Consider the following 22291-nt stretch of genomic DNA (forward strand, 5'->3'; position numbering starts at 1 on the left):
GCGGTATCATTAAGAAACTTATTTTTATCTGTATAAAAACACAGTTTATGTATTTATTGAAATTCCGAAATAATAAAAAACCTGTTTTTATAAACAGTTTTTTAAATTCCTTATTCATTTTTATGTCTGTGGGAAGTGTGCCTGCAATGGGACACAGTGCGTCTTTAGCATGGGACGGAGAGCAGCTTAGCGATGCCATCACCACTGGTTCACCACGCACTCAGCAAAGCTTTATGCCACCAGAGGCGATACGGGCGCAGGCCAGCACTATTGGCAAGGTCGAAATCAGCTACGACCATAATGGGCGGGCCGTTCTGAAAAGCCGCCTTTGCTTGCAGGGTGGCTCCTGCGTAGACATGAATGGATCGGTACTCAGCACCCGCGCTTTTGTGGGACAGGATGCGCGTCATGGCTTTGTGCTGGAGCATGAAGTCTGGAGCTGGGCCGGGAGCACCGAGGCAGTACGTGTGCGGGCCTCCATACGGGTGAATTACCAGCGCTAGTCGAGTGCGGTTCCTCAATAAGCGATTTAATTTCGTTTGTCGTTGATCCACCTCAAGGTCTAAGCCTAAAGAAACCCGTCTAACTGCCGATATGTAGTCCTGACGCCCATCGGGCCCATAACCAGGACTTGTGCATGAATCCCTCTACTCTGATCGGCATCGTAGCCAGTGTGCTGCTGTTTGCCGTGATCTTGTTTTTTACGGCAGAAAACCCTGCCTTGTTTGTGGACCTGCCCAGTCTGGCGGTGGTGCTGGTGGGCACCTTGGCGGCAACCTTTATCAGCTACCCCTTAAGCGAAGTGGTTCGTATCTTTGGCTTGATCGGTACTGTCTTGCGCAACGAGCGTCTGTACACCCAGCAGGATATGGATGAGCTGATCAACATCTCCCGACTGTGGATGATGGGCGATATCCGGGCGGTTGAAGATGCGCTGGAAAAAGTAGCCAACCCGTTTTTGAAAACCGGCGTTCAACTGGTCATTGACCGGGCTCCGCAAGAAGATATTGAAGATCTCTTGCAATGGCGCATCAGCCGCCTGCGCGCTCGTGAGCATGCCGAAGCTCAGCTATTTCGTTTGATGGCCAGTTTTGCACCGGCCTTTGGCATGGTCGGCACCCTGATCGGCTTGGTCAACTTGATGTTCTTGTTGGGCGATGGCGATATTACGTCTATTGGTCAACAAATGGCCCTGGCCCTGATGACGACTTTCTATGGTGTGCTGTTGTCCAATCTGGTGTTCAAGCCGGTGGCGGTCAAGCTGGAGCGTCGTACGGAACAACGCGTGGTCTTGATGAATATGATCATGCAAGGGGTATCCATGATGAGCCAGCGCCGAGGCCCGGCCTTGATGCGCGAGACGCTCAATTCTTTCATGGCTCAGTACCAGGACGAGATCAATGACCGGGGTGGCCGTGACGATGATGCGGACCCGGCTCCGGAGAGAGGTTGATCCCATGGGCAATATGGAACAGGACCTGACCTTGGGGGAACTGGCTGATCGCCAGAAATCCCTGCAAAAGGAACTGGAGCAGGCCCGGGGCGCCAAGATCGAGCAGCAACTGGCCAGCAACCTGGGAAACCGACGCCGCAGCCGACCCTGGAATGATCCAGGCCTGGCTGTGCCAGAAGAGGAAGAGGCCTGGCTGACCACCTATCTGGACATGATGACCTTGTTGCTGGTCCTGATGATTGTGATGTTGTCTTTTGCAGGCAAGCGAGCCCAAACAGCAGCACAAGGGCAGGGACAGGGCGCGGCCGCTGTGGTGGCGCAAGTCGGTAAAGAGGGGGGCGGATTGTTGCCCGCAGGCGCGGGTTTGTTTCCGGACTCAGGCTTGGGTGAGGGCCAAGGGAAAGGCAGTCATGGTCTGGATCTGGACGGTTTGGGCGACAGCATCGATGTGGTCATGAACGATCAATCCGTGAGCTTTCGCATTAACAGCGAACTTCTGTTTACGTCTGGCGGCGCGGATCTGGGCCTGGAAGGTTTGACGGTCTTGCGTCAATTGGCGGCTGTGCTGCAAAAGTCCCAACATCCGGTGGTGATTGAAGGGCATACGGACTCGGTGCCGATTCGCAGCTATCGCTATCCCTCGAACTGGGAGCTGTCAGGCGCACGAGCAGGCAGCGTGGTGCGTTATATGGAAGCCAATGGTGTAGGCAGCTCGCGTTTGAGTGCGGTAGGTTATGCCGATACCCGGCCTTTGGGAGACAATGAAACCTCGCAGGGGCGGGCAAGTAATCGACGGGTGGAGATTATTGTGCAGATCCCGCAAACACAGGCGGAACCTTCAACAGAGACACCCTAAAAACAAAACCCCGGTTTGTATGTCGCAAACCGGGGTTTTGTTTTGGCCTTGATTCAGAGGCGTGGAGTTTTAATCCAGCACACGGGTCGAGGATGCCAGGGTGCCCAAATCAAACTTGGGCAGATGACGGCGCAAAGGCATGATCAAAACGCTGAGGATCACCGGCACAATAGCTGCCAGCAAGAACGATTCCAGCAAGTAATCCATCGGCCCGTTCGGGCGAGGGAATACCGCCAGACCGGCAACCAGACCACCGATTGTGCTGATCGTGGCGGTAAAGCCATCGTAGCGGCGGCTGTATAGACCAAAGAAAACCGGAAAGGCGGCTGCCGAGCACAGCAAGTCGGCCAGCAGGAACAGGTACAGCACGCTGAAACCCTGCGCCGAGGCGTAGAGCACGGGGATGGAGCAAATCCAGATCAGGGAGCGGGACAGACTCATCATTTGGGCGGTATTGCGATGCGGCATGATGCGGCCCAGGTCCACGGCAATCAAGCTGGAGACGGCGCTGATGGCGGTGTCCGCACTGCTCATGACCAGCGACAGGCCCAGTGGAATCAGCAGCACCAGGAACCAGACGGGCACGTGCGGCAAGATCACATTGAACAAGGCCACGGAGCTGTCACCGGGCGAGCCCAAACCGACAAAGGCCAGACCAAACAAACCCATCAGGAAGATGAAGGGGGCAACAAACAAGCCGCCCAGCAAAAAGCCCCGACGCATGGATTTGGTGTCTTTGGCGGCATAAATACGCTGCCAATTGCCTTGGTGGAACAGGCCGGTCAGCAGGATGGCTACAAAGAAGGTCAGCCCGGCTTTGATACCGACGGGATCGCTCAGCTCAATCAGACGAGGAGCTTCCAGTTTCACACTGTCAAACAATTGCACCGGGCCGCCCACCGCTTGCCAGCCAAACATCACGATCAGGAACAGCATGGGCAGGATCACAAACATCTGTACCTTGTCGGTAAAGATGGAGGCTCGCAGTCCGCCGTAGGAGGTGTAGATCAGGGTAGCCAACAGCACAATGCTGGCGGTGACCCAGAGAGGAATAGGGGCAATCAAGGTGATCATCTTGGACATGGCGGTAATTTCAGCTGTCATGGAGATGAACATGTAAAACAGCATGATGATCAGGGTCAGCGCATACATGGGACGGCCATAGCGGGCAATCACGAACTCACTCAGGCTGTGGCCGCGCGGCAGCAATTCACGCATGCGTTTGCCCAGCGGAATCATGGCCAGACGAGGTGACATGGAACCGATGGCATAGCCAATGACAGCGCTTAAACCGCCCCAGGTGGCCGCCTGGGCTGGCGAGAACAGAATCCATGCGCCCAGCGAGGAGGCTAATAAAGTCAGAATGGTGGCGACGGAGCTTTGACTATTGCGGGCCACCACAAAGTCTTCAAGCGAGTTTCTATAGTGGCGGGCGTACAGCACACCGGCCAAGGCAAAAGCGGCAGAAAAAACGATCAGCCACAGGAGGGTGGCGGTTTGGTCCAGCATGAGATCTCCCCAAAAGCCTGTTGAACAGGCACAAACCGGCCCAGTTGGCAGGGAGCCAAGACAGGGCGCAGAAAAATGGAGGGATTGAAATGGGGCTGTGAGCTTGTGAATGCGCCACACAGAGACGTGCGGGCAGGCTGCCAGGCCGCGTTTCCTTTCCCTTCGCCGGCATGATCCGGATCAGGTTCTAAGGGTTACCGCAGCAATTGCGGAGTCTCAGCCCGTTAAGGACTCCCCCAGGAACAGGCTAGAAGAGTAGGAGAGCTTCTTTCAAATGTCAATAATACGGTTTGCTGCAATTTATGCTATGGTCTGGCTGCGGCACGGGGTGTCCTTCATGAAAAGGGCTGAGATAAAACCCGTCGAACCTGATCCAGCTCATACTGGCGAAGGGATGTCCGAATCCATAGCCCTGCGTCCGAACTGGGCCGACATCCTCGCCGAATTTTTGCAAGGAATGTCATGTCTGTGGAACACGTCTCGGAACTCTCCCAACAATTGGTCCTGGTCACCGGCGGCGCACGCGGCCTGGGGGCTTGCCTGGTGCGCGCCTTTGCACGTCAAGGCGCCAAAGTTGTCATCAATTACCTGAAAAGTGAAGCAGCCGCCCAGGCGCTGGCGGACGAGTTCCCGCAGCAATGTCTGGCCGTACGAGCGGATGTGACGGATGCGGCTTCGGTGCAGGCTTTGTTTGCCAAGGCCCAGACGCATTTCGGCCAGCCTGTCACCACAGTCGTCAATAACGCTTTGCCTGAATTTTCTTTCAACGGCGATGCCCGTCCCCATGCCGATACTCTGACATGGGCACAGTTGAATCAGCAGTTGGAAGGCATTGTGGGTGGCGCCTTGAACACCACGCAAGCCGCCTTGCCCGGCATGAAGCAGGCCGGTTTTGGCCGCATCATCAATATCGGCACCAATCTGTTCCAGAACCCCGTTGTGCCGTATCACGACTACACCGCAGCCAAAGCCGCCTTGTTGTCCATGACACGCACCCTGTCGCACGATCTGGGGCCAGATCAGATCACCGTGAATATGATTTCCGGCGGTTTGTTGCGCACCACTGATGCATCCTCGGCCACACCGGAAGCGGTCTTTGATTTGATCGCCGCCAGCACACCGCTGCGTCGTGTGACCACGCCAGAGGAATTTGCGGATGCGGCTCTGTTTTTTGCAGGCCCGTGGGCACGTGCAGTGACAGGTCAGAACTTGGTAGTTGACGGTGGATTGGTGAAAAACGGATGAGGCAGTTGCACTTCAATTTGTTCATTATGGGCTGCGGGCATCACAAAGCAGCATGGCGTCATCCCGATTCGCAGGTAGAGCGTTTAGGCGATGTACGGTTTTACGAAGAGCTGGCCCAGATAGCGGAGCGTGGCAAGCTGGATGCCATCTTCTTTGCAGATGGCCAGGCCAGCGATAATGTTTCGGACGGCCCGCGCTGGTTTCTGGAACCCTTGACCATGATGGCCGCGCTAGCGCGAGCCACCGAGCGTATCGGCCTGATCAGCACTGTCTCCAGTACCTTCTATACCCCCTTTGTGGCAGCACGCATGTTGTGTTCGCTGGATCATGTGTCCAAGGGACGGATGGGCTGGAATGTGGTGACCTCCATGTTTGATGCCGAGGCGCGTAATCACGGTTACGAAGCCATGCCCGATCACGCCTGGCGTTATGCGCGGGCGGAAGAGTTTGTTGATACCGCACTGCAACTGTTCGACTCCTGGAGCGATAGCGCTTTGGTGATGGACAGACAGGGCGACTACGCCAAGGTTGATCAGGTTCGCCAGATCCTGCACAAAGGTGATCACTTCCTGGTGGATGGCCCCTTGACCTTGCCGCGTTCGCCTCAAGGTCAGCCCGTGTTGTTCCAGGCTGGTGCGTCTGAACAAGGCCGGGATCTGGCCGCCCGTAAAGCCGAGGCAATTTACGCCGTGGCTTACGACTTGCCCTCTGCCCAGTCCTATTACCGCGATATCAAACGACGTGTACGTGAAACTGGCCGCGGCGTGGATGTGCCTGTGATGCCCGGTTTGGTGACCTATGTCGGCTCTACCATGGAAGAAGCACGTCGCAAACAGCGCGAGCTGGACGAGCTCTTGCCCGCCGACACGTCCTTGCGTCAACTGGGCATGTTTGTCGGTCAGGACTGCATGAACTGGGAGCTGGATGCGCCTGTGCCGCCACTGCCACCGTTGGAAAGCTTCAAAGGCCCCAAAGGACGTTACGCCACCATGCTGCGTATCGTCGAAATGGAAAAGCCGACGGTGCGTCAACTTCTGGGTCGCATTGCGGCTGGTGGTGGACATTGCACGATGGTCGGGACGCCAGAATCCATTGCCGACCAGATCGAGCAATGGTGGCGCAATGAAGGGGCGGATGGCTTTAATTTGATGCTGCCTTCCTTGCCCGACGGCATCAGTGATTTTGTCGAGCAAGTGATTCCTGTTCTACAAAAACGCGGCCTGTTCCGCCATGAGTACGAGCACGCAACCCTGCGTGGCCATCTGGGCCTGGACCGTCCTGTAGCCTGATACACAGGTGGGGGAAAAGCGAGCTTTTCTATAGACAGATTTGCCCGCTTTTTCCCTAGGGTGAAGGGACTACTAAGTTCCGGAAGTTTGCTATCCTTAATGCTTTAATTGTCGCCTGCTTAACGAGCAGCGAGCTGTATAGGGATCGCACTATGAAAACCGCTGTTGTCACCGGGGCTTCCTCAGGGTTTGGGGCTGCACTTGCCCGTAAATTGGTATCTGAAGGTCATACCGTGCTGGGTCTGGCCCGTCGTCAGGACAAGCTGGATGCATTGGCTGCAGAGCTGGGTGAACGCTTTGTACCGGTCAGCGTGGATCTGACGGATCGTGCGCGTGCCGAAGCGGTGTTGGCTGATCTGACGGCTCGTTTCCCCAATATCGATGTGCTGATCAATAACGCCGGTCTGGCTCTGGGTGTGGACAAGGCGCAAGACGCCAAGATGGATCAGTGGGACACCATGGTGGCCACTAATATCAGCGCGCTGCTGCATATTACGCATGCTTTGCTGCCTGGCATGGTCAAGCAAAACAAGGGTCACATTATCAATCTGGGTTCGACCGCAGGCGAGTATGCCTACGCAGGTGGCAATGTGTACGGCGCAACCAAGGCATTTGTGCATCAACTGGGCCTGAATCTGCGTGCCGACCTGTCGGGCACGGCAGTTCGTGTGTCTACCGTGGCTCCTGGCCTCTGTTCCGGTACGGACTTCTCTACCGTTCGTCTGGGCGATAAAGATAAAGCCGCTGCGCTTTACCAGAATGTGGATGCCCTGACTCCTGACGATATTGCCGACACCATCGCCTGGATCATGAATGCGCCTGCTCATATGAACGTCAACTACATCGAGTTGATGCCAGTGGCGCAAAGCTTTGCTGGTTTGAGCGTGCATCGCAAGGCCTAAGACCTGCGGCTGACCGGAGCCGTGCTTGATTAGAGTCGGGCTCCGGTCTTACACTGCAAACGTCTTCAGGGCGGGGTGCAATTCCCCACCGGCGGTAAAGGAAATCTCCCAAGCCCGCGAGCGCTTTCCTTCAGGGAAAGGTCAGCAGATCAGGTGAGAAGCCTGGGCCGACGGTAAGAGTCCGGATGAAAGAAGATGAAGCATCGCTGCCTTGTGATCAGGGCAGCGACGTGTTTTATTGCTGCCCAGAGGACGCATTGTTTACTCAAGGATGCGTTCAAATGAAAAATCTGAAAATCTCCCCTGCATTAGCCGTTGGTCTTTTGCATGAAATCTGCGAAGGAGTGTGCTGATGTATACCGGGATTGTTAAAGCGGTTCGTCCTCTGACGGCCGTCAAGGCTGAGCTAGGCCGTACCGAATTCGAGATCGATTTCACCGACGAGCTGCTGGTAGACCTGCAATTGGGTGCCAGTGTCAGCGTTGAAGGCACATGCCTGAGCGTGACCAGTATTTCCGGTCCTAAAGTGACGTTCGATGCGATTCCCGTCACGTTAGAGCGCACGAATCTGGGTACTCTGAAAACAGGTGATCTGGTCAATATCGAGCGATCGGCCAAGTTGAATGAAGAAATTGGCGGCCACGTCATGGCTGGTCATATCGCGACTACGGCTGAAGTGCTGGAGTTAAGCATTACTGAAGCGGGTAACCGCCTGCGTTTCCGTGTACCGGAAGATTGGGCCAAATACGTGTTCCCACGCGGTTTTCTGGGCGTTAATGGCTGCAGTTTGACGGTGGCGGATGTGGAAGAGGGCGTTGTGACCATCAACCTGATTCCGGAAACGCTGCGCCAGACGACTTTCTCCCGCTACAAGGCGGGTGATCTACTGAATATTGAAGTGGATCAGCAAACAGTTGTTCTGGTCGATGTGCTGGAGCGTACGGTGGCAGGGACTCTGTCTCGCGTGATGCCCGCTTTGAAAGGCTGATTTCCGCCTGAATGAAGTGAAAAGAGCGGTCAGTTTTAAGACTGGCGGCTCTTTTTTATGGAGCTTTTGCTGTGCCTTGCTGTGTCGAATGCTTTGGTTTGCGTACAAGGCTTGGAGTGAACCGCAGCCCACAAGTGGATTATGGGCCTGTGTGAGCCCGCCCCTTTTACTGACCTGATAGCTTGCATAACAAGGCTTTACTCACATTTGAGCTAGCGCCTTCAAGACAAAATCAGCACGTTTCTCTACTGTTGTTTTGGGCAACAGGCTCACTTGGTAGCCCAGCAAGGGATAAATACGCTCCAGACGTTCATACTCACGTAAAGCGGCGTCCATATCGTGACGACGTTCTGGATCAGCCTCGTATATTTCAGGCCAGGGCGGCGTTAAAAACACCTGTGAGTGGTAAGGGCAGGACTTGTTGAGATCATCCAGCAGTGGCACACCCTTCAATTCCTGCAAAGCGGCTGCCGCATCAAGCAAGCCTCGATCAAAAAACACCCAGCGACCGTCTTTTGGGGCATTCAAATAGTCATCCTGCGCTGTCTTTATGGCTTCTATCAGGAAGGCTTTCATATCCAGCCAGGGAAGGGCAGAGCCACCCTTGGCCAGTTGCTCCTGAACAATACGTCGTCCAGGTTCCTGAATAACCGTATAGCCTCGCTTTTGAAGCTCGGATAATAAAGTGGATTTTCCGCCGCCAGAGCAGCCGGAGATAAGGACGAAAGGATTCATAAACGTAAGGTCAGTAAAAGGGGAAAGACTGGTACAGACGTGCTCAAGCCCCGAAACTGAAGTCGGATGTAGGGATGTAGGGATGTAGGGATGTAGGGATGTAGGGATGTAGGGATGTAGGGATGTAGGGATGTAGGGATGTAGGGATGTAGGGATGTAGGGATGTAGGGATGTAGGGATGTAGGGATGTAGGGATGTAGGGACGAGCTAAGGCTGGATAGTGGGGAAATCTTGATCAGATACCCGCGGGGATTTCGCGAGTTTAACGTATTTCCGCATCGCCTATATCCATATCCCATCCCTAGCCAGCAATACGCACTAATCTGAGAATAATAAAATGCAATTAACGGAAAAGAGTTTTCTTCATCGAAAAGATAGTCTACAGCAAAAGGAAGGGCGGATTTACTCACCATCCATTGGCTTGTTGACGCAGTATCAGAAGGAAGTGCAGCGATGGAGAGCATTTCTTGCTCTCATACATTCATATCAAGACCTTTCCTCAAGACCAGACTGATACTTTGAGCAAACAGACCCCCATACACACATAAAAAAGCTCAAAGAAAAACGCCGATTATCCAAAGGACAATCGGCGTTTTTATCTTTCAAGAAACTCTTGAAAGAGGGGGCGCTGTTAAGCCGACAACTTCTCCACCTTGGCTGGCAAGCCTTGACGCACGGCAGCGCCAGACACCCAATCAATCCAGACGTTGTCCTGGCCATTACCACGGGTCGGGTCAGCAAAGCCCAGTTCGTTCAGGTTTACACCTGCAGCCAGATCCGTCAGGTGAGGCATCGCTTCACCGTCAATCTGGTGCGAACGCGCACCCAACTCGGTATGTCCAAAACCGTGCTCGATAGCGATAGCCCCGCGCATGATACCGCCGCGCACCAAAGCCACACCATCAACAGCACCGCCCGGTGTGCTGACGCGAATGCGGTCACCGTTGCGAATACCCATGTTCTTCGCATCATCCAAATTCAAGGAAATCGGATTATGCGGGTGTACCTGGCGCAGACGAGACATACCGATAGACATGGAACTCATCAAATTGGATTTGTAGGAGCTCATCAGCAGCGGCCATTCCTGTTCAGAGAAATGTTCGCGCATTGGGCTTCCATCGGCCAGACGGGTAGGGTACCAAGTGGGGCAACCACTCAAGCGCTCGCCTGTCATGGTGTGACGCATCTTGGCCAGGTCTTCGTTCCAGACCTGCAAAGCGTTGTCGTAGCGGTTTTTAAGCTGATTTCCTTTCCAGGCGTTTTCGATTCGGTCGAATCGGCCACCACGAGTCAACAGCATCGCTACTTTACGTTGCTCTTCCGGATGCAGGCGCGATTGTAGATCCGGCAAGAGGCGATCAACGCCTGTCACACGCATATCGTCGTCGGATGCATCGCCAACCGGGCGGCCTGCACCAAAAGCGATATTGGCCATACCTCGCAGATAGAAGTCCTCTGCACGCAGCAAATCGTGTGGATTCCCTGCTTTGTCTTTCAACACGCCTTTACCAAAACCAGGCAGTCCAAGACGCAAGGCCACCGCGAACAAGAAACTTTCCAGATTGATAGGCTGATCGTCAGCAGTCCGGTCTACGCGTGGCTGCATGACAGGCCAACGCAATGTGGAAGACTTGGCAATCACGTCCGCCCACGGTGCGGAAACGCCCCAGCTTTCATAGGTCACCGTGTCGGGCACGATGTAGTCGGCGTAGGCATTGGTTTCGTTGATGAACGGGTTGACCGAAATCGACAAAGGCAGAACAGCCGGGTCTTTCAGCTTGTGCAGCAAGGCATTTTTGAAGCCAGCAATCGCGTAGACCGGATTGCTCATGTGGTTAATCCACACTTTGCTGGTGTAGGGGTAGCCGTTCAAGCCCGAAGCGATCATTTCACTGCTTAAGGCGCCCACGGCGGGGTACCAGGGAGCGGGAGCCGGGTATAAAGCCTCACCATTCGCCTGACGACGCTTGAATTCGCTGGATTTTTCGTAAGCGAAGCGATGGCGCGACAAGGACACGCCTTTCGCCGTCACTTTGCCGGGGAATTGGGCGAAGTTATAACGTGGGCCGGGGCCGAATGGGCCAAATGGACCTGCATCCAGCACCAAACCACCTTTCAGGTTCAAGTTGCCCACCAAGGTGTTCAACATGGCGATGGCATAAGCCGTGTAAAAACCCGAGCCGTTCATGGTGCCACCGTGGGCGTCGGCAACGGCTTGGCGGCCATAGCTGGTGAATTCACGGGCCAGCTCGATCAGGGCTTCTTCGTCCATGCCGCAGCCTTTGGCGTAGTCGGCAATGGATTTTTCCTGACTGCGCTCGCGTAGCATGTGCAAAGCGGTACAGACGCGTACGTCCTTGTCTTCCAGTGCTACCGTGCGGTCGACAAACAGCGTGGCGCGGTCCAGATCGGTATGGGCGCGCAGCTCGCCTTGTTCGTCCTGAACGATAAAGGGCGACTCGGCACCTTCAGCCACTTCCCAACCCAGGTCTGTGCCACGCAAATAGCGGCCAAAACCAGGATGCTTGGGATCGGCGATCAGCAAATGGCTGGCGTTAGTCCAGGACGCGGTGTTTTCGTCTTGCTCTGTTGGAGCATGGGGCAAGGACAAGTGCTCTACATCAAAGCGTTCTTGTTCCAGAATCCAGCGCAACATGCCCATGACCAGAGATAGATCCGTGCCCGGCAGAACAGGTTGCCAGCGGTTGCCACTGCCCGAGGCCAGGCTGGACGAGGTAGGCAGGATCGGGGAAACAACAACGTATTTGAAGGTGTTTTCAGGACGCGAGCGGGCTTCAGCCAATTCACGGCCCTGACGCTGGAACGGGTTACCGGATTGAGCTGGTGCTGCACCAATAAACAGCCCAAACCGGGCATTTTTCCAGTCAGGCTTGCCGTGTGGCATGCCTTTAATGTCGCCCATCGCCGCACCGGTACCAACACGGAAGCTTTGGCCGCAGTAAGAACCGTGATTACTGACGTTAATCGTCCCGAAAGCCTGCTCAGCAAAGCGCTTGACCAAGGGTGTACGGCCTTCGTTAGCCGCATCCGTGAACAGCAACTGGTTGGCCAGCGGACCAAACTCGGGGTTTTGCGGGTCAATCAGGGTTTCGTGATCCCAGATCGCACGCAAACCGTCGACTTGACCTTCTTTGAACAGATCGCCGCCTTCGCAGACCTCTTCAATCAATTGTTCAAAGCTGATGCGCTCCCATTGACCGGAGCCACGAGGGCCAACACGTTTCAAAGGCGAGAGAACGCGGTAAGGGCTGCTGTGCTGTTCCAGCATGGATGCACCACGGGCACAGGCGCTTGCGCGGCCTTCCAGACCGTTTTCCCCACCCAGCATGGCGTAGACCTCGCGCACAGGCTGGTCCATGGGGGCCGACTGTGTGGTGGCCAGGGGGTGGTAGGGGTTACCTGCGATACGCAGAATCTTGTTGTTCTCCGTATCGATGCGAACACGCACACCGCACTGTGTCCAGCAGCCCAGGCAACTGGAGGGGCTCACAATTTGACCGGGCTGGGTATCGAGCAGGCCCGTGATCGGATCGATACGGAATTCAGCCTGCAAGGAGTTACCACGGGTTGCGTGGGCGGTGGGAACACCGGCTGTGCCTTGACCCAGACCTTGCACCGCTTTAACCACGGTATCGCTATAGCCCGCCGCGAAGGCAGCCAGACCACCCACGGCAACGCCGCCGCGGGTCAAGACCTGTCGACGCGACAGGTTAGGGGTTTCTTTTTTCTTGCTCATGACGATAAGTACCTGAAAGCTAGTTAATCTGCGGGGCTCAAGCCGTCAAGGAAGGACGACGAGCCGGGAACAGAGAAAGCAGGGTGGTGCTGGCGGCAAGCAAGGCAATACACAAGCCCAGCACACCCAGCATTCCCAGCAGACCATCGCTGCCTAAGGGCATGGTGTAGAGGTACAAACCAGCGCCGTATTTAGGGACACCTTGTACCGCCATGAAAATAATCCAGCGAAATACCCAGGCAGAGCCGAGCAGAAAAGCTGCGCACAACAAGCTGTAGAAATTGCCTTGCAAGGTGCTGACAGGGCGGCTGAGCATGTACAGAATCAACAGACCAAAAGCCGAAGAACCCAGGAAGCCCAAGCGCCAGACGGGGTAAGTCTGGAACAACTCCCAAGCTGCGCCGAAGGAATGGCTATAACCCATCAGACCGGAGCCAACCCAGAACAGGGCCACCACGATCAAGGTCGCGACTACACCTAAAGACCAGCGGCGTACGTATTCCAGCGGCAAAGCAGCCACACCGCCAGGCAGGAAACGAGCCACCAGCAAAATAGCGCCCAGGCTAGCCAAAGCCGCTGTCAAAGCAAAGTTGATCGGCAGGAAAGCGGTATTCCACAAAGGACGCGAACGCAACACCATCACTTCAAAGCCGCTGTACACCAGAATAGACAAGGCCGACACCAGCAAGGCCAGGCTCAACCAGCGCCACAGGGCACGTTTATTCAACCACCAGGCCAAGACATTGGCCACGGACAAGCCGACAAACAAAGGCAACAGAACAGCGCCTAGCGACATCCAGGACCAGGGGGTGAAATGGGCATAGAAATGCCAGAATCGACCGGGTTGGTGCAAGTCCGCCAACAAGGACACAGGAGCGGCAATGCTGCTGCACAGCAGCACGATCATCAGCGCGGGTTCCAGACGGCGCAAGGCACTGTCGCTGGACCAGGCACAACGCCATACCCAGACGGTGCTGGTGGCGGCCATACCGACCAGGAAGAAGTATTGAACCGCCCAAGGTAGCCAGGCAACTTCGTAGGCGGGGGTCAGGATTTCGATAATAGACATAGCGGCCCCTTAGAACTGATTGGTCAGGCGCACACTGGCCTGGCCATCCACACCATCAACGAACTCGTCCGGCAAACCGATGTAGAACACATGCGGGTTGGTATTCATACCGGGTTTGAGCACGCGGATTTCCTCTTTGTGCTCTTTAAGCAGTTGGGAAATGGTGCTGGTTTCGTCGTTCATATCGCCAATAACGCGCGCGCCACCCACGCAGCTTTCCACACAGGCGGGCAGCAGGCCCACTTCCAGGCGGTGCTCGCAGAAGGTGCATTTATCGGCGGTTTGCGTTTCATGGTTAATGAAACGGGCGTCGTAAGGACAGGCTTGAACACAGTAGGCACAGCCGACACATCGTTCGTTGTCGACCAGCACCACACCGTCTTCGCGCTGGAAGGTCGCCTGTACCGGACAGACCGGCACACAGGGCGGGTTGTCACAGTGATTACAGAGGCGTGGCAGGCTCAGCATGGCCGCCTGCTGTTGCTCATCGAGCACCTCGTACTGCAGAACCGTGGTGCGGAACTGCCCGATAGGCGGTGCGTTTTCGATAGAGCAACTGACCGTACAGGCCTGGCAACCGATACATTTTCTTAGATCAACCACCATGCCATAGCGGGCCCCATCTTTCCCACCGCTACGTCGTGGAGGTTGGCTGTTCATGGCAGCTTGAACAGGTTGAATAGGAATAATCGTTGCACCGGCACTAAGGCCCAGCAATTCCTTAAGAAAACGTCGCTTGCCCTTTTTGGGCTCGGCGGTTGGAATCATGTGTTTTCCTTTTTATGCTTGGGTTGAACCCATTTACATTATTTGTAGTTATAAGCATATGAAGAATACAAAGGTCTAGTCTTGATGAAGGTCAAAAAGAACATTTAAAGGTTGAAATGTTGACGCTCGGCTGTATTTTTCAGACATAAAAAAACGCCCCTCCATTTTTTGGAGGGGCGCTATATACCTGAGTTTTAGACGAGAACTGCTTAGAACGTCCCGCTCAAACCCAGGAAGAAAGTGCGACCTGGTTGGTTGAAAGTATGAGCCCCGGCACCGTAAATGTAGTTGGGTGTACCCAGGTTCACACCGATGGCATTACCACGGCGGAACAGGCGTTTGTCAAAGAGGTTATCGACACCGGCATTGATACGGAAATGCTTGTTGATCTTGTATTGCGTACTCAGACCAAACAAGGCGTACGGGGAGACCTTGTCGGTTGCAGAACCCGTTAAAGGCTGGCCGTAGTAGTCATACTTCGGTGGCTTTTGCTCGCCGTAGAAGGTTGCCTTGGCGCGCAGGGACCAGTCGGCATTCACATTCCAGTCCAGAGTCGTGTTGATGGTGTACTTGGGAATTGTCGACAGCGCTTCACCTGTAGTCTTGTTCTTGGACTCAATCATGTAGGTGAAGTTGGTTGACCACAGCCAGTTTTCGGCCAAAGGCAGCGTCAAGTTACCTTCCAGACCCGAAACCACGGCTTTGGGAATGTTTTCCCATTGCAGAATCAGTTGCTGATTGTTCAAGGCCGTAAAGCTGCTGGTGGCAAAACGCCCAGCTTCCACTTTGTTGCGGTAATCGTTGTGGAAGTAGGTCAGGCTGGCACCCAGGCCGTTGTCACCCACGTACTCAACACCCAATTCTTTATTGATGCTGGTTTCCGCCTTCAAGTCCGAATTACCTTGCAGGAAGCAACCCGTGCTGCTGCCCGTGGTATTGCCCCAGCAGCCGTTACCCAGGCTGTACAAGGTGTAGCCGTCATTGCTTTGATACAGGTTGGGAGCCTTGTAAGCGCGGGCAATACCGGCTTTCAGCAACCAGTTATCCGTCACGGCATGCGTCAGGTTCAGCGAAGGGCTCCAGTTGCTGCCATGCTTGTCGTGATAATCAAAGCGCAGACCGGGGGTAACCGTAGTCTTATCAGTCGCGTAAATATTGTTTTCAGCGAAAACCGAGTAAATATTCGCCCGCGACTTGGGTTTGTATTTGTTGGGGACGCCAGGGATACGGGTCGGATTACGTTGTGCCAAGTCCGAGGACTTGTCGTTCAGTTCCTGACCCACCCACTCCATACCGAAAGTGGCGTATTGCTCAACACTGCCAGTCTTGAATTGATGACTGGCCTCGGCGTGAGCCGTCATGGTCGTCAGATCCACCGTGCCGAAACCACCATCATTCACACGTGTTGGATCATTAAAGGCCCCTTCAGTACCACCTGCCAGACCCTCAAGCAGACGATAGTTGCGCGTTTTTTCGTACTGGAAGTAGGCGAGGGAATTCGTCTTGTCATTCCAGTCGCCACGATGCGTCAGCGAGTAGCTCTGGCGATACATCTTGTTCGTCTCATCGCCCAGCTGACGTTTCACCTCGTCGTTGGTATTCGTATTCTGGGTATCACCCGTGTAGATATTGCCCTGGCGGCTATAGGAAGCCTCCAGATCTACGGTTTGGCGGCTATCCGGGCGCCAGGACAGCAAACTATTGATGTCCTTGTTGCGCACACCTTCACGACCGGCTGGCAAACTGTTCGCGTTGGCACCGCCACGCTCGGTCTGATGCCCTTTATTGATCTCCGGATCATCCGAATCGGTCTTGTTCAGGTTCCCGTACAAACGGAAAGACAGGGACTCGCTGATCGGGCCGCTCAAGCCGAAGCTCATGCGTCGCGTTGCACCTTCATCACTATGCTCAGGTAGGTTGCCGTACAAGGAGTAGGTGCCCTGGAAGGTGTCTGTTGTAGGCTTGGTGATGATATTGACCACACCACCCGCTGCGCCGTTACCGTAACGGGCCGCTGCCGGGCCACGCAGCACTTCTACACGCTCGATCTGTTCAGCAGGCACCCAGTTGGTGTCACCACGCGAATCGCGCTCGCCACGCCAGCCGAAACGCACGGCAGAGCGGGAGCTGACGGGTTTACCGTCAATCAGAATCATGGTGTTTTCCGGGCCCATGCCACGAATATCAATCTGGCGATTATTACCGCGCTGGCCGCTGGCCGAGTTACCGGTCAGGTTCACACCCGGCATGGTGCGCAGGACTTCGGAAATATCGTTGGCGGGAGGGGATTTCTGGATGTCTTCGGCGGTGATGATGGAGGAACCCAGAGTTTGCTTGAGTTCATCCTCGGCCTTGACCACGATGCGGTCTAACTCGTCCACCGGTTGCGCATGTGTCTGATAGGAGAAGGCCAAACATAAAGCCACTGCCAGACTGCTTAAAGGCAAAAAAGATGCGCCGCTAGGCACCTGGCGCATAGCGGCGAGAGACGAGGACACCGACATAATAAACACCCAGTAATAATGAGATTGATTCGTGATTATAAACAGGGCGAATCATGTTACAGGGCGTTAATCTCGTAAAACCAACACATGGGGCCGGACAAATTCAGCCTGGGCCGCGCCGTTCCAACCATAAGGGCAGGACTGTCAGAGCTAACAGCTTGCTTATGCGGCGTACTGACGGTATTTAGGCGCAAACGCTGCAGCCGGGGCCCATACAGGTGTGGATCACAGAGTTTCGGGTACTGGATCGGGTGCCTGGACCCGTTACATTATTTCCGGCCAAAGCCTGCTGTGGCGTCAAACCGCGCGTGGGGCTGTCTTTGCTGAACAGTCGTCGTGGTGCGCTTACTTGCAGCAAGAGGCTGCCTTTTTCACAGGCAGGGCAGGTTTGGGGATCATTGCGGGTGGCAATACTGCGCAAATGGCTGCTGCGTTTCAGGCAATGATTACAGAGGTAGTCGTACAAAGGCATGGCAAATCCGAGTAAAGCAAGCCCTGGCTCTGAATCCAGAACCAGGGCCAGAGACCGATCAGGTCAAGTTACAGCGAGTGCCTGGACGGCCAAAGCGGGCCGCATCATTCAGAGCACCTTTAGGCAGGATATCGGTATCAAAAATACCGGTAGGCAATGCCAGAGAAGCGGAGCTGTTAGGCAGATCCACTACGCCACCGTAACGGCCTTCAACCGGAGCCGCTGTCAGCAGCATGTAGGCCTGTGCACGCGACAGGTCTGTCGTGCGGCTGATGTAGTCGATAGCGGCCAGACAGGCCTGGCGGTACGCAACCGTGGAATCCAGGTAGTAGTTGACGCCTTCCTCGACACTGATGCCGGTGAAGTGCATCCACTGATCGTACTTGGGATCGTGACGGCCTGGAACGTAGATAGGCGCGGTCAGATTGTACTTGGCCATACCGCCTTTGATCAGATCAAAGCCGAGATGGGCCGCACCGTCCATTTCAATGGCGCCACAGAAGGAGATTTCGCCATCGCCCTGGGAGAAGTGCAAGTCACCCATGGACAGGCCCGCACCCTTCACATAGACGGGGAAGTAAATCCGCGAGCCAATGGTCAGGTTCTTGATGTCCAGGTTGCCGCCGTGCTCACGTGGAGGCACGGTACGGGCGGCTTCTGCCGCCATGCGGTCAAATTCAGCGCCTTTTACGCCGCGCAAAACGGCTGTCTTGGCATCAGGTGGGTTGGCATGGCCTTTAGGCACCAACAGGGCTTCACGGCGATTCCACTCGCGCAGCAATTCGTGCGAGGGCAGGGTGCCGATCAAGCCAGGGTGCATCATGGCAGCGATACGCACGCCAGGGATGTGACGGGAAGTGGCGTACACGCCGTGCAAGTCCCAGATGGCCTTGTCGGCTTCAGGGAAATGCTCAGCCAGGAAACCACCGCCATTTTCTTTGGCAAAAATGCCAGAGAAACCCACAGGGGTAATGCAGCGAATATCCAGCAGGTCCACCACCAGAATATCGCCAGGTTCGGCGCCTTCTACGTGGATAGGGCCAGTCAGTGGGTGGGCACGGGTCAGATCAACGTCGCGCACATCATTTGCGCTATCCGTGTTTTGAATCTGGGCGTCCAGAAAGTCCATACATTCCAGAATCATCTCTTCGCCAGGTTTCACGCTGGTCAGGTCTGGAATATCCGGATGCCATCGGTTGTGACCGATCTCGGCTTGCTCGGCCAGGGGTGCGCCGGGTTTGATTTTTATATGCTGCATGTGTTCTCCGAATAATGTGTGCGAGGTCCGCACAACGGCGCTTTTAATGCGCTTGGCGACACCATTAACATGACTGAAGCAGCATGGTCAAAATGTGTGGACAGGCGGTTTTATATGCTTTTTTATGCCATTAAATAAATTCTTAAGCGGGCCAATGATTTAGGCTTTAAGCGATTAAAGGACAATACTCCGACGTTTTTGTCCAGAGGATAAATCCTGATTTTGAGCAACTTTTTTATGTCGCCGTATGCCGTAAAAAAAATGGGGCATCGATATACAGGAATCCGTATAGAAGACATATGGGTTCCTGAATGACATAGGAATAATCAAGCTTTGGAGCGGAACTGGCTCACAGGATCCTTGGGCTTCAGATAACCCTTATCACAGCAGGTATATAAGTCGGCAAGTCGAACTGACAACAATAAAAAGCAAATAAAACGCAGGAGACACACTCATGATTAGCCGTTCCCCGATCCTGTGGATTCGCAATCCACTGGCCTGTTCAGATGCGCAAGCTGCCGGTGGCGTACTGGTACAAGACAGCCGCATTATTGAAAAGGTCGCTGCCGGACAACAGCCCCACCAAGCCTACGATCAAAGCTGGGATGCATCCCGCCATGTCTTGCTGCCCGGCTTGGTCAATACCCATCATCACTTTTATCAAACCCTGACACGGGCCTATACCCCTGCGCTGAACAAGCCCTTGTTCCCCTGGCTGACCACGCTATATGACGTCTGGGCCGGTCTGGATGATGAGCAAATGCAGGTGGCCAGTGAACTGGCTATGGTGGAACTGCTGCAATCGGGCTGTACCACCGTCGCTGATCACCACTATGTGTTTTCGGGGGCCTTGCAGCATGCGATTGATTGTCAGGCAGAAACGGCTCAGCGTCTGGGTGTTCGGGCAGCCCTGACACGCGGCTCCATGAGCGTAGGCCGCGATCAAGGCGGCTTGCCCCCGCAAAACGTCGTACAAGATGAGCAAACCATTCTGGACGACAGCCTGCGCCTGATTCGCCAGTATCACCAACGTGAAGATGGGGCCATGATTACCTTGGCTTTGGCTCCGTGTTCGCCGTTTTCCGTCAGCCGCGAGCTGATGAGTGAAAGCGCCAAGCTGGCCGAGCGCGAAGATGTGCGCCTGCACACCCATTTGGCTGAAACCGACGACGAAACCGCTTACTGCGAACGCCTCTTTGGCATGCGCCCGCTGGATTATCTGGATCAGCAAGGCTGGTTAAGCAATCGCACCTGGCTGGCCCACGGCATTCACTTCAACGCTGAAGAAATCCAGCGTCTTGGCCGCGCCGGTACGGGCATCGCCCATTGCCCCTCGTCCAATATGGTGCTGGGCAGCGGCCTGTGCCGCACCATCGAGCTGGAAGCGGCTGGCGCACCGGTAGGCTTGGCCGTCGATGGCTCGGCCTCCAACGATCACTCCAATCTGGCTCAAGAGATGCGACAGGCACTCTTGTTGGGCCGCCTGCGCTACGAGCCGGGCCAAGTCACCCATCAAGCGGTTATCCGTTGGGCAACCCAAGGTTCGGCCCGTTGTTTGGGGCGCGAAGACATTGGTGGCTTGAATGTGGGGCAACAGGCCGACCTGGCTTTGTTCACCCTGGATGAATTGCGCTTTTCCGGCGCAGAAAATCCCCTAGCTGCCTTGCTGCTCTGCGGTGCAGATCGTGCTGACCGTGTCATGGTCGCCGGTCAGTGGCGAGTTATTGACGGCCAACCCTGCGGCATTGATTTGGAAGACTTAATGCAGCGTCATCAAGCCGCCGCCCGTCGCTTGCGCGACAAGGTACTGGATACCGCGACGACGGCTTAAGTTCAGTAGCGACAGGGCCTATAGAGCCCTGCCTATTTATTTTCGGAGACATCCATGACAACACCTACAACGGCTACGGGTGCAGCGACTGCTCAGCGCCCCGAAGACGAGAATCTGGGCCTGGGCGCTAATCTGGCCTATGGCTTTCAACACGTATTAACCATGTACGGCGGCATTATCGCCGTGCCCCTGATTATTGGCGAAGCGGCGGGTTTGCCTGCCAATGAAACCGGCTTGCTCATTACCGCCTGCCTGTTCATGGGCGGCCTGGCCACCTTGCTGCAAACTCTGGGCGTCCCATTCTTTGGCTGCCGTCTGCCTTTGGTGCAGGGCGTCTCGTTTTCCGGTGTCGCCACCATGATTGCCATTCTGGGCACGGGTGGCGGTTTGCCAGCGGTCTTTGGTGCCGTCATTGTGGCCTCAATAATAGGGCTGCTGATTACACCAATCTTTTCACGGGTCATCCGCTTTTTTCCGCCCTTGGTAACAGGCTGCGTCATCACGACGATTGGGCTGACCTTGATGCCCGTCGCGGCATTCTGGGCTATGGGCGGCAACCCCTCATCGCCTGATTTTGGCAGCGTTGGCAATATTTCCCTGGCCGCCATGACCTTGGTGATTGTGCTGCTGCTCAGCAAACTGGGCAGCGCCACCATCTCGCGCTTGTCTATCTTGCTGGCCATCATTATCGGCACGGTGATTGCAGTGGCGATGGGCCATGCCGACTTCTCCGCAGTCAGTGAAGGCGAGGTCTTTGCCTTGCCCAGCCTGTTTCACTTTGGCATGCCTACCTTCCAGACAGCCGCCATTATTTCCATGGTGATTGTGATTCTGGTCACCCTGGTCGAAACCTCGGCCGACATTCTGGCCGTGGGCGACATTATTGAAACCAAGGTGGACTCCCGCCGTCTGGGTGATGGCTTGCGTGCCGATATGTTGTCCAGCCTGGTCGCTCCAATCTTTGGCTCCTTCACACAAAGTGCATTTGCCCAGAACGTCGGCTTGGTCGCCGTCACTGGCGTGAAAAGCCGCTATGTCGTCGCGTTTGGTGGCCTGATTCTGATCGCGCTGGGCCTGCTGCCGGTCATGGGCCGTTTGGTGGCGGCTGTTCCACCCGCCGTCCTGGGCGGCGCAGGCATGGTCTTGTTTGGCACCGTAGCCGCCAGTGGCATCCGTACCTTGGCCAAGGTGAACTACGAAAACAATATGAACCTGATCATCGTAGCAACGGCCATCGGTGCAGGCATGATCCCGATTGTGGCTCCCAAGTTCTACGAGCATTTCCCTGTCTGGTTTGCAACGATTTTCCATTCCGGCATCAGCTCGGCCGCCTTGGTCGCCATTGTGCTGAACCTCTTGTTCAACCACTTTACCCTGGGCAATCCCGATCAGCCTTCTGTGTTTGCCGCTGGAGGAGGCCGCTATTTGCGGGTCTCGGATGTGGCCAAGCTCAATGAAGGTGACCGTGTCATCAATGGCAAGGTCATGGATAAAGACGGCAAGGAAGTCCCGGTGATTGGGGATGAGCACCCCGAGCCGGAGCAGCATGCCATCCTTCATGCCAAGCCGGGTTTAAGCAGCACTTGATTGAGACAAAAGCCCGCATCCAGACCGATATAAAGGCCATCTCAACACACAGGTAAAAAACATAAGAT

18 protein-coding genes and 3 riboswitches are annotated in these 22291 nt (G+C 55.2%); of the genes, 10 read left to right on the forward strand and 8 right to left on the reverse strand.

Annotation, left to right across the window (positions count from 1 at the left end):
* Positions 1-146 precede the first annotated feature (146 nt).
* The 3 genes from JYG33_RS04050 to JYG33_RS04060 all read left to right on the forward strand — a co-directional run bounded on the left by JYG33_RS04050 (position 147) and on the right by JYG33_RS04060 (position 2309).
* On the forward strand, positions 147-503 hold the full coding sequence (locus JYG33_RS04050; RefSeq protein WP_243430268.1) for a flagellar protein FlhE: 357 nt from the start codon (positions 147-149) through the stop codon (positions 501-503).
* Between the two features lie 134 nt (positions 504-637).
* Entirely contained in the window at positions 638-1453 is an 816-nt protein-coding gene (locus JYG33_RS04055) for a MotA/TolQ/ExbB proton channel family protein (RefSeq protein WP_083053549.1), read from the forward strand.
* 4 nt (positions 1454-1457) lie between these two features.
* Positions 1458-2309, forward strand: a complete 852-nt coding sequence (locus JYG33_RS04060; protein ID WP_243430269.1) for an OmpA family protein — start codon at positions 1458-1460, stop codon at positions 2307-2309.
* Positions 2310-2378: 69 nt separating this feature from the next.
* Here the strand turns inward: JYG33_RS04060 and JYG33_RS04065 are convergent, their stop codons facing one another.
* The gene (locus tag JYG33_RS04065) at positions 2379-3818 is read right to left on the reverse strand and encodes a sodium:solute symporter family protein (protein WP_207874729.1); all 1440 of its coding nucleotides are present in this window, start codon (positions 3816-3818) and stop codon (positions 2379-2381) included.
* A 139-nt stretch (positions 3819-3957) separates the two neighbouring features.
* A riboswitch (TPP riboswitch) is annotated at positions 3958-4066 on the reverse strand.
* A gap of 66 nt (positions 4067-4132) precedes the next feature.
* A riboswitch (TPP riboswitch) is annotated at positions 4133-4230 on the forward strand.
* Between the two features lie 50 nt (positions 4231-4280).
* On the opposite strand from JYG33_RS04065, the gene JYG33_RS04070 reads away from it, so the two are divergent.
* The 5 genes from JYG33_RS04070 (at position 4281) to JYG33_RS04090 (ending at position 8242) form a co-directional block, all read left to right on the forward strand.
* The gene (locus JYG33_RS04070) at positions 4281-5063 is read left to right on the forward strand and encodes a 3-oxoacyl-ACP reductase (RefSeq protein ID WP_207874732.1); all 783 of its coding nucleotides are present in this window, start codon (positions 4281-4283) and stop codon (positions 5061-5063) included.
* Positions 5060-6352 carry an LLM class flavin-dependent oxidoreductase gene (locus tag JYG33_RS04075; protein ID WP_207874734.1) on the forward strand — a complete coding sequence of 431 codons (1293 nt, stop codon included), beginning with the start codon at positions 5060-5062 and terminating at the stop codon, positions 6350-6352. The genes JYG33_RS04070 and JYG33_RS04075 overlap by 4 nt, the downstream gene beginning before the upstream one ends.
* Before the next feature lie 152 nt (positions 6353-6504).
* Complete coding sequence (locus JYG33_RS04080; protein ID WP_207874737.1) at positions 6505-7254, forward strand: SDR family NAD(P)-dependent oxidoreductase; 750 nt, start codon at positions 6505-6507, stop codon at positions 7252-7254.
* 57 nt (positions 7255-7311) lie between these two features.
* Positions 7312-7455: riboswitch (FMN riboswitch) on the forward strand.
* Positions 7440-7607: a hypothetical protein gene (locus tag JYG33_RS04085; RefSeq protein ID WP_207874739.1), complete on the forward strand. Its 168-nt coding sequence runs from the start codon at positions 7440-7442 to the stop codon at positions 7605-7607. (Overlaps the previous riboswitch by 16 nt.)
* Entirely contained in the window at positions 7607-8242 is a 636-nt protein-coding gene (locus JYG33_RS04090) for a riboflavin synthase subunit alpha (RefSeq protein WP_207874741.1), read from the forward strand. Before JYG33_RS04085 ends, JYG33_RS04090 begins: the two co-directional genes overlap by 1 nt.
* Before the next feature lie 201 nt (positions 8243-8443).
* On the opposite strand, the gene JYG33_RS04095 is transcribed toward JYG33_RS04090, so the two are convergent.
* From JYG33_RS04095 to fmdA, 7 genes are all read right to left on the reverse strand, one after another.
* Complete coding sequence (locus JYG33_RS04095; RefSeq protein ID WP_207874743.1) at positions 8444-8977, reverse strand: AAA family ATPase; 534 nt, start codon at positions 8975-8977, stop codon at positions 8444-8446.
* Between the two features lie 631 nt (positions 8978-9608).
* Positions 9609-12734: a tetrathionate reductase subunit A gene (locus JYG33_RS04100; RefSeq protein ID WP_207874745.1), complete on the reverse strand. Its 3126-nt coding sequence runs from the start codon at positions 12732-12734 to the stop codon at positions 9609-9611.
* A gap of 37 nt (positions 12735-12771) precedes the next feature.
* Positions 12772-13803 (reverse strand): NrfD/PsrC family molybdoenzyme membrane anchor subunit, encoded by a 1032-nt coding sequence (gene nrfD, locus JYG33_RS04105; protein WP_207874747.1) that lies wholly within the window; start codon positions 13801-13803, stop codon positions 12772-12774.
* A gap of 9 nt (positions 13804-13812) precedes the next feature.
* Entirely contained in the window at positions 13813-14571 is a 759-nt protein-coding gene (dsrO, locus tag JYG33_RS04110) for a sulfate reduction electron transfer complex DsrMKJOP subunit DsrO (RefSeq protein ID WP_207874749.1), read from the reverse strand.
* 209 nt (positions 14572-14780) lie between these two features.
* Entirely contained in the window at positions 14781-17075 is a 2295-nt protein-coding gene (locus JYG33_RS04115) for a TonB-dependent siderophore receptor (RefSeq protein ID WP_207874751.1), read from the reverse strand.
* 184 nt (positions 17076-17259) lie between these two features.
* Positions 17260-17547 (reverse strand): FmdB family zinc ribbon protein, encoded by a 288-nt coding sequence (locus JYG33_RS04120; protein WP_207874753.1) that lies wholly within the window; start codon positions 17545-17547, stop codon positions 17260-17262.
* 58 nt (positions 17548-17605) lie between these two features.
* Complete coding sequence (gene fmdA, locus JYG33_RS04125) at positions 17606-18805, reverse strand: formamidase (protein WP_207874755.1); 1200 nt, start codon at positions 18803-18805, stop codon at positions 17606-17608.
* A 454-nt stretch (positions 18806-19259) separates the two neighbouring features.
* Here fmdA and JYG33_RS04130 point away from each other — a divergent pair, with 454 nt between their 5' ends.
* Both JYG33_RS04130 and JYG33_RS04135 read left to right on the forward strand, forming a co-directional pair.
* A complete protein-coding gene (locus tag JYG33_RS04130; RefSeq protein ID WP_207874757.1) occupies positions 19260-20636 on the forward strand; it encodes an 8-oxoguanine deaminase in 1377 nt (458 codons plus the stop codon).
* Between the two features lie 54 nt (positions 20637-20690).
* Entirely contained in the window at positions 20691-22223 is a 1533-nt protein-coding gene (locus JYG33_RS04135) for a nucleobase:cation symporter-2 family protein (protein WP_207874759.1), read from the forward strand.
* The last annotated feature ends 68 nt before the right edge of the window (positions 22224-22291 follow it).

Origin of the sequence: Alcaligenes sp. SORT26 (assembly GCF_017377875.1) — a bacterium.
GTDB classification, from domain to species: domain Bacteria; phylum Pseudomonadota; class Gammaproteobacteria; order Burkholderiales; family Burkholderiaceae_B; genus Alcaligenes; species Alcaligenes parafaecalis.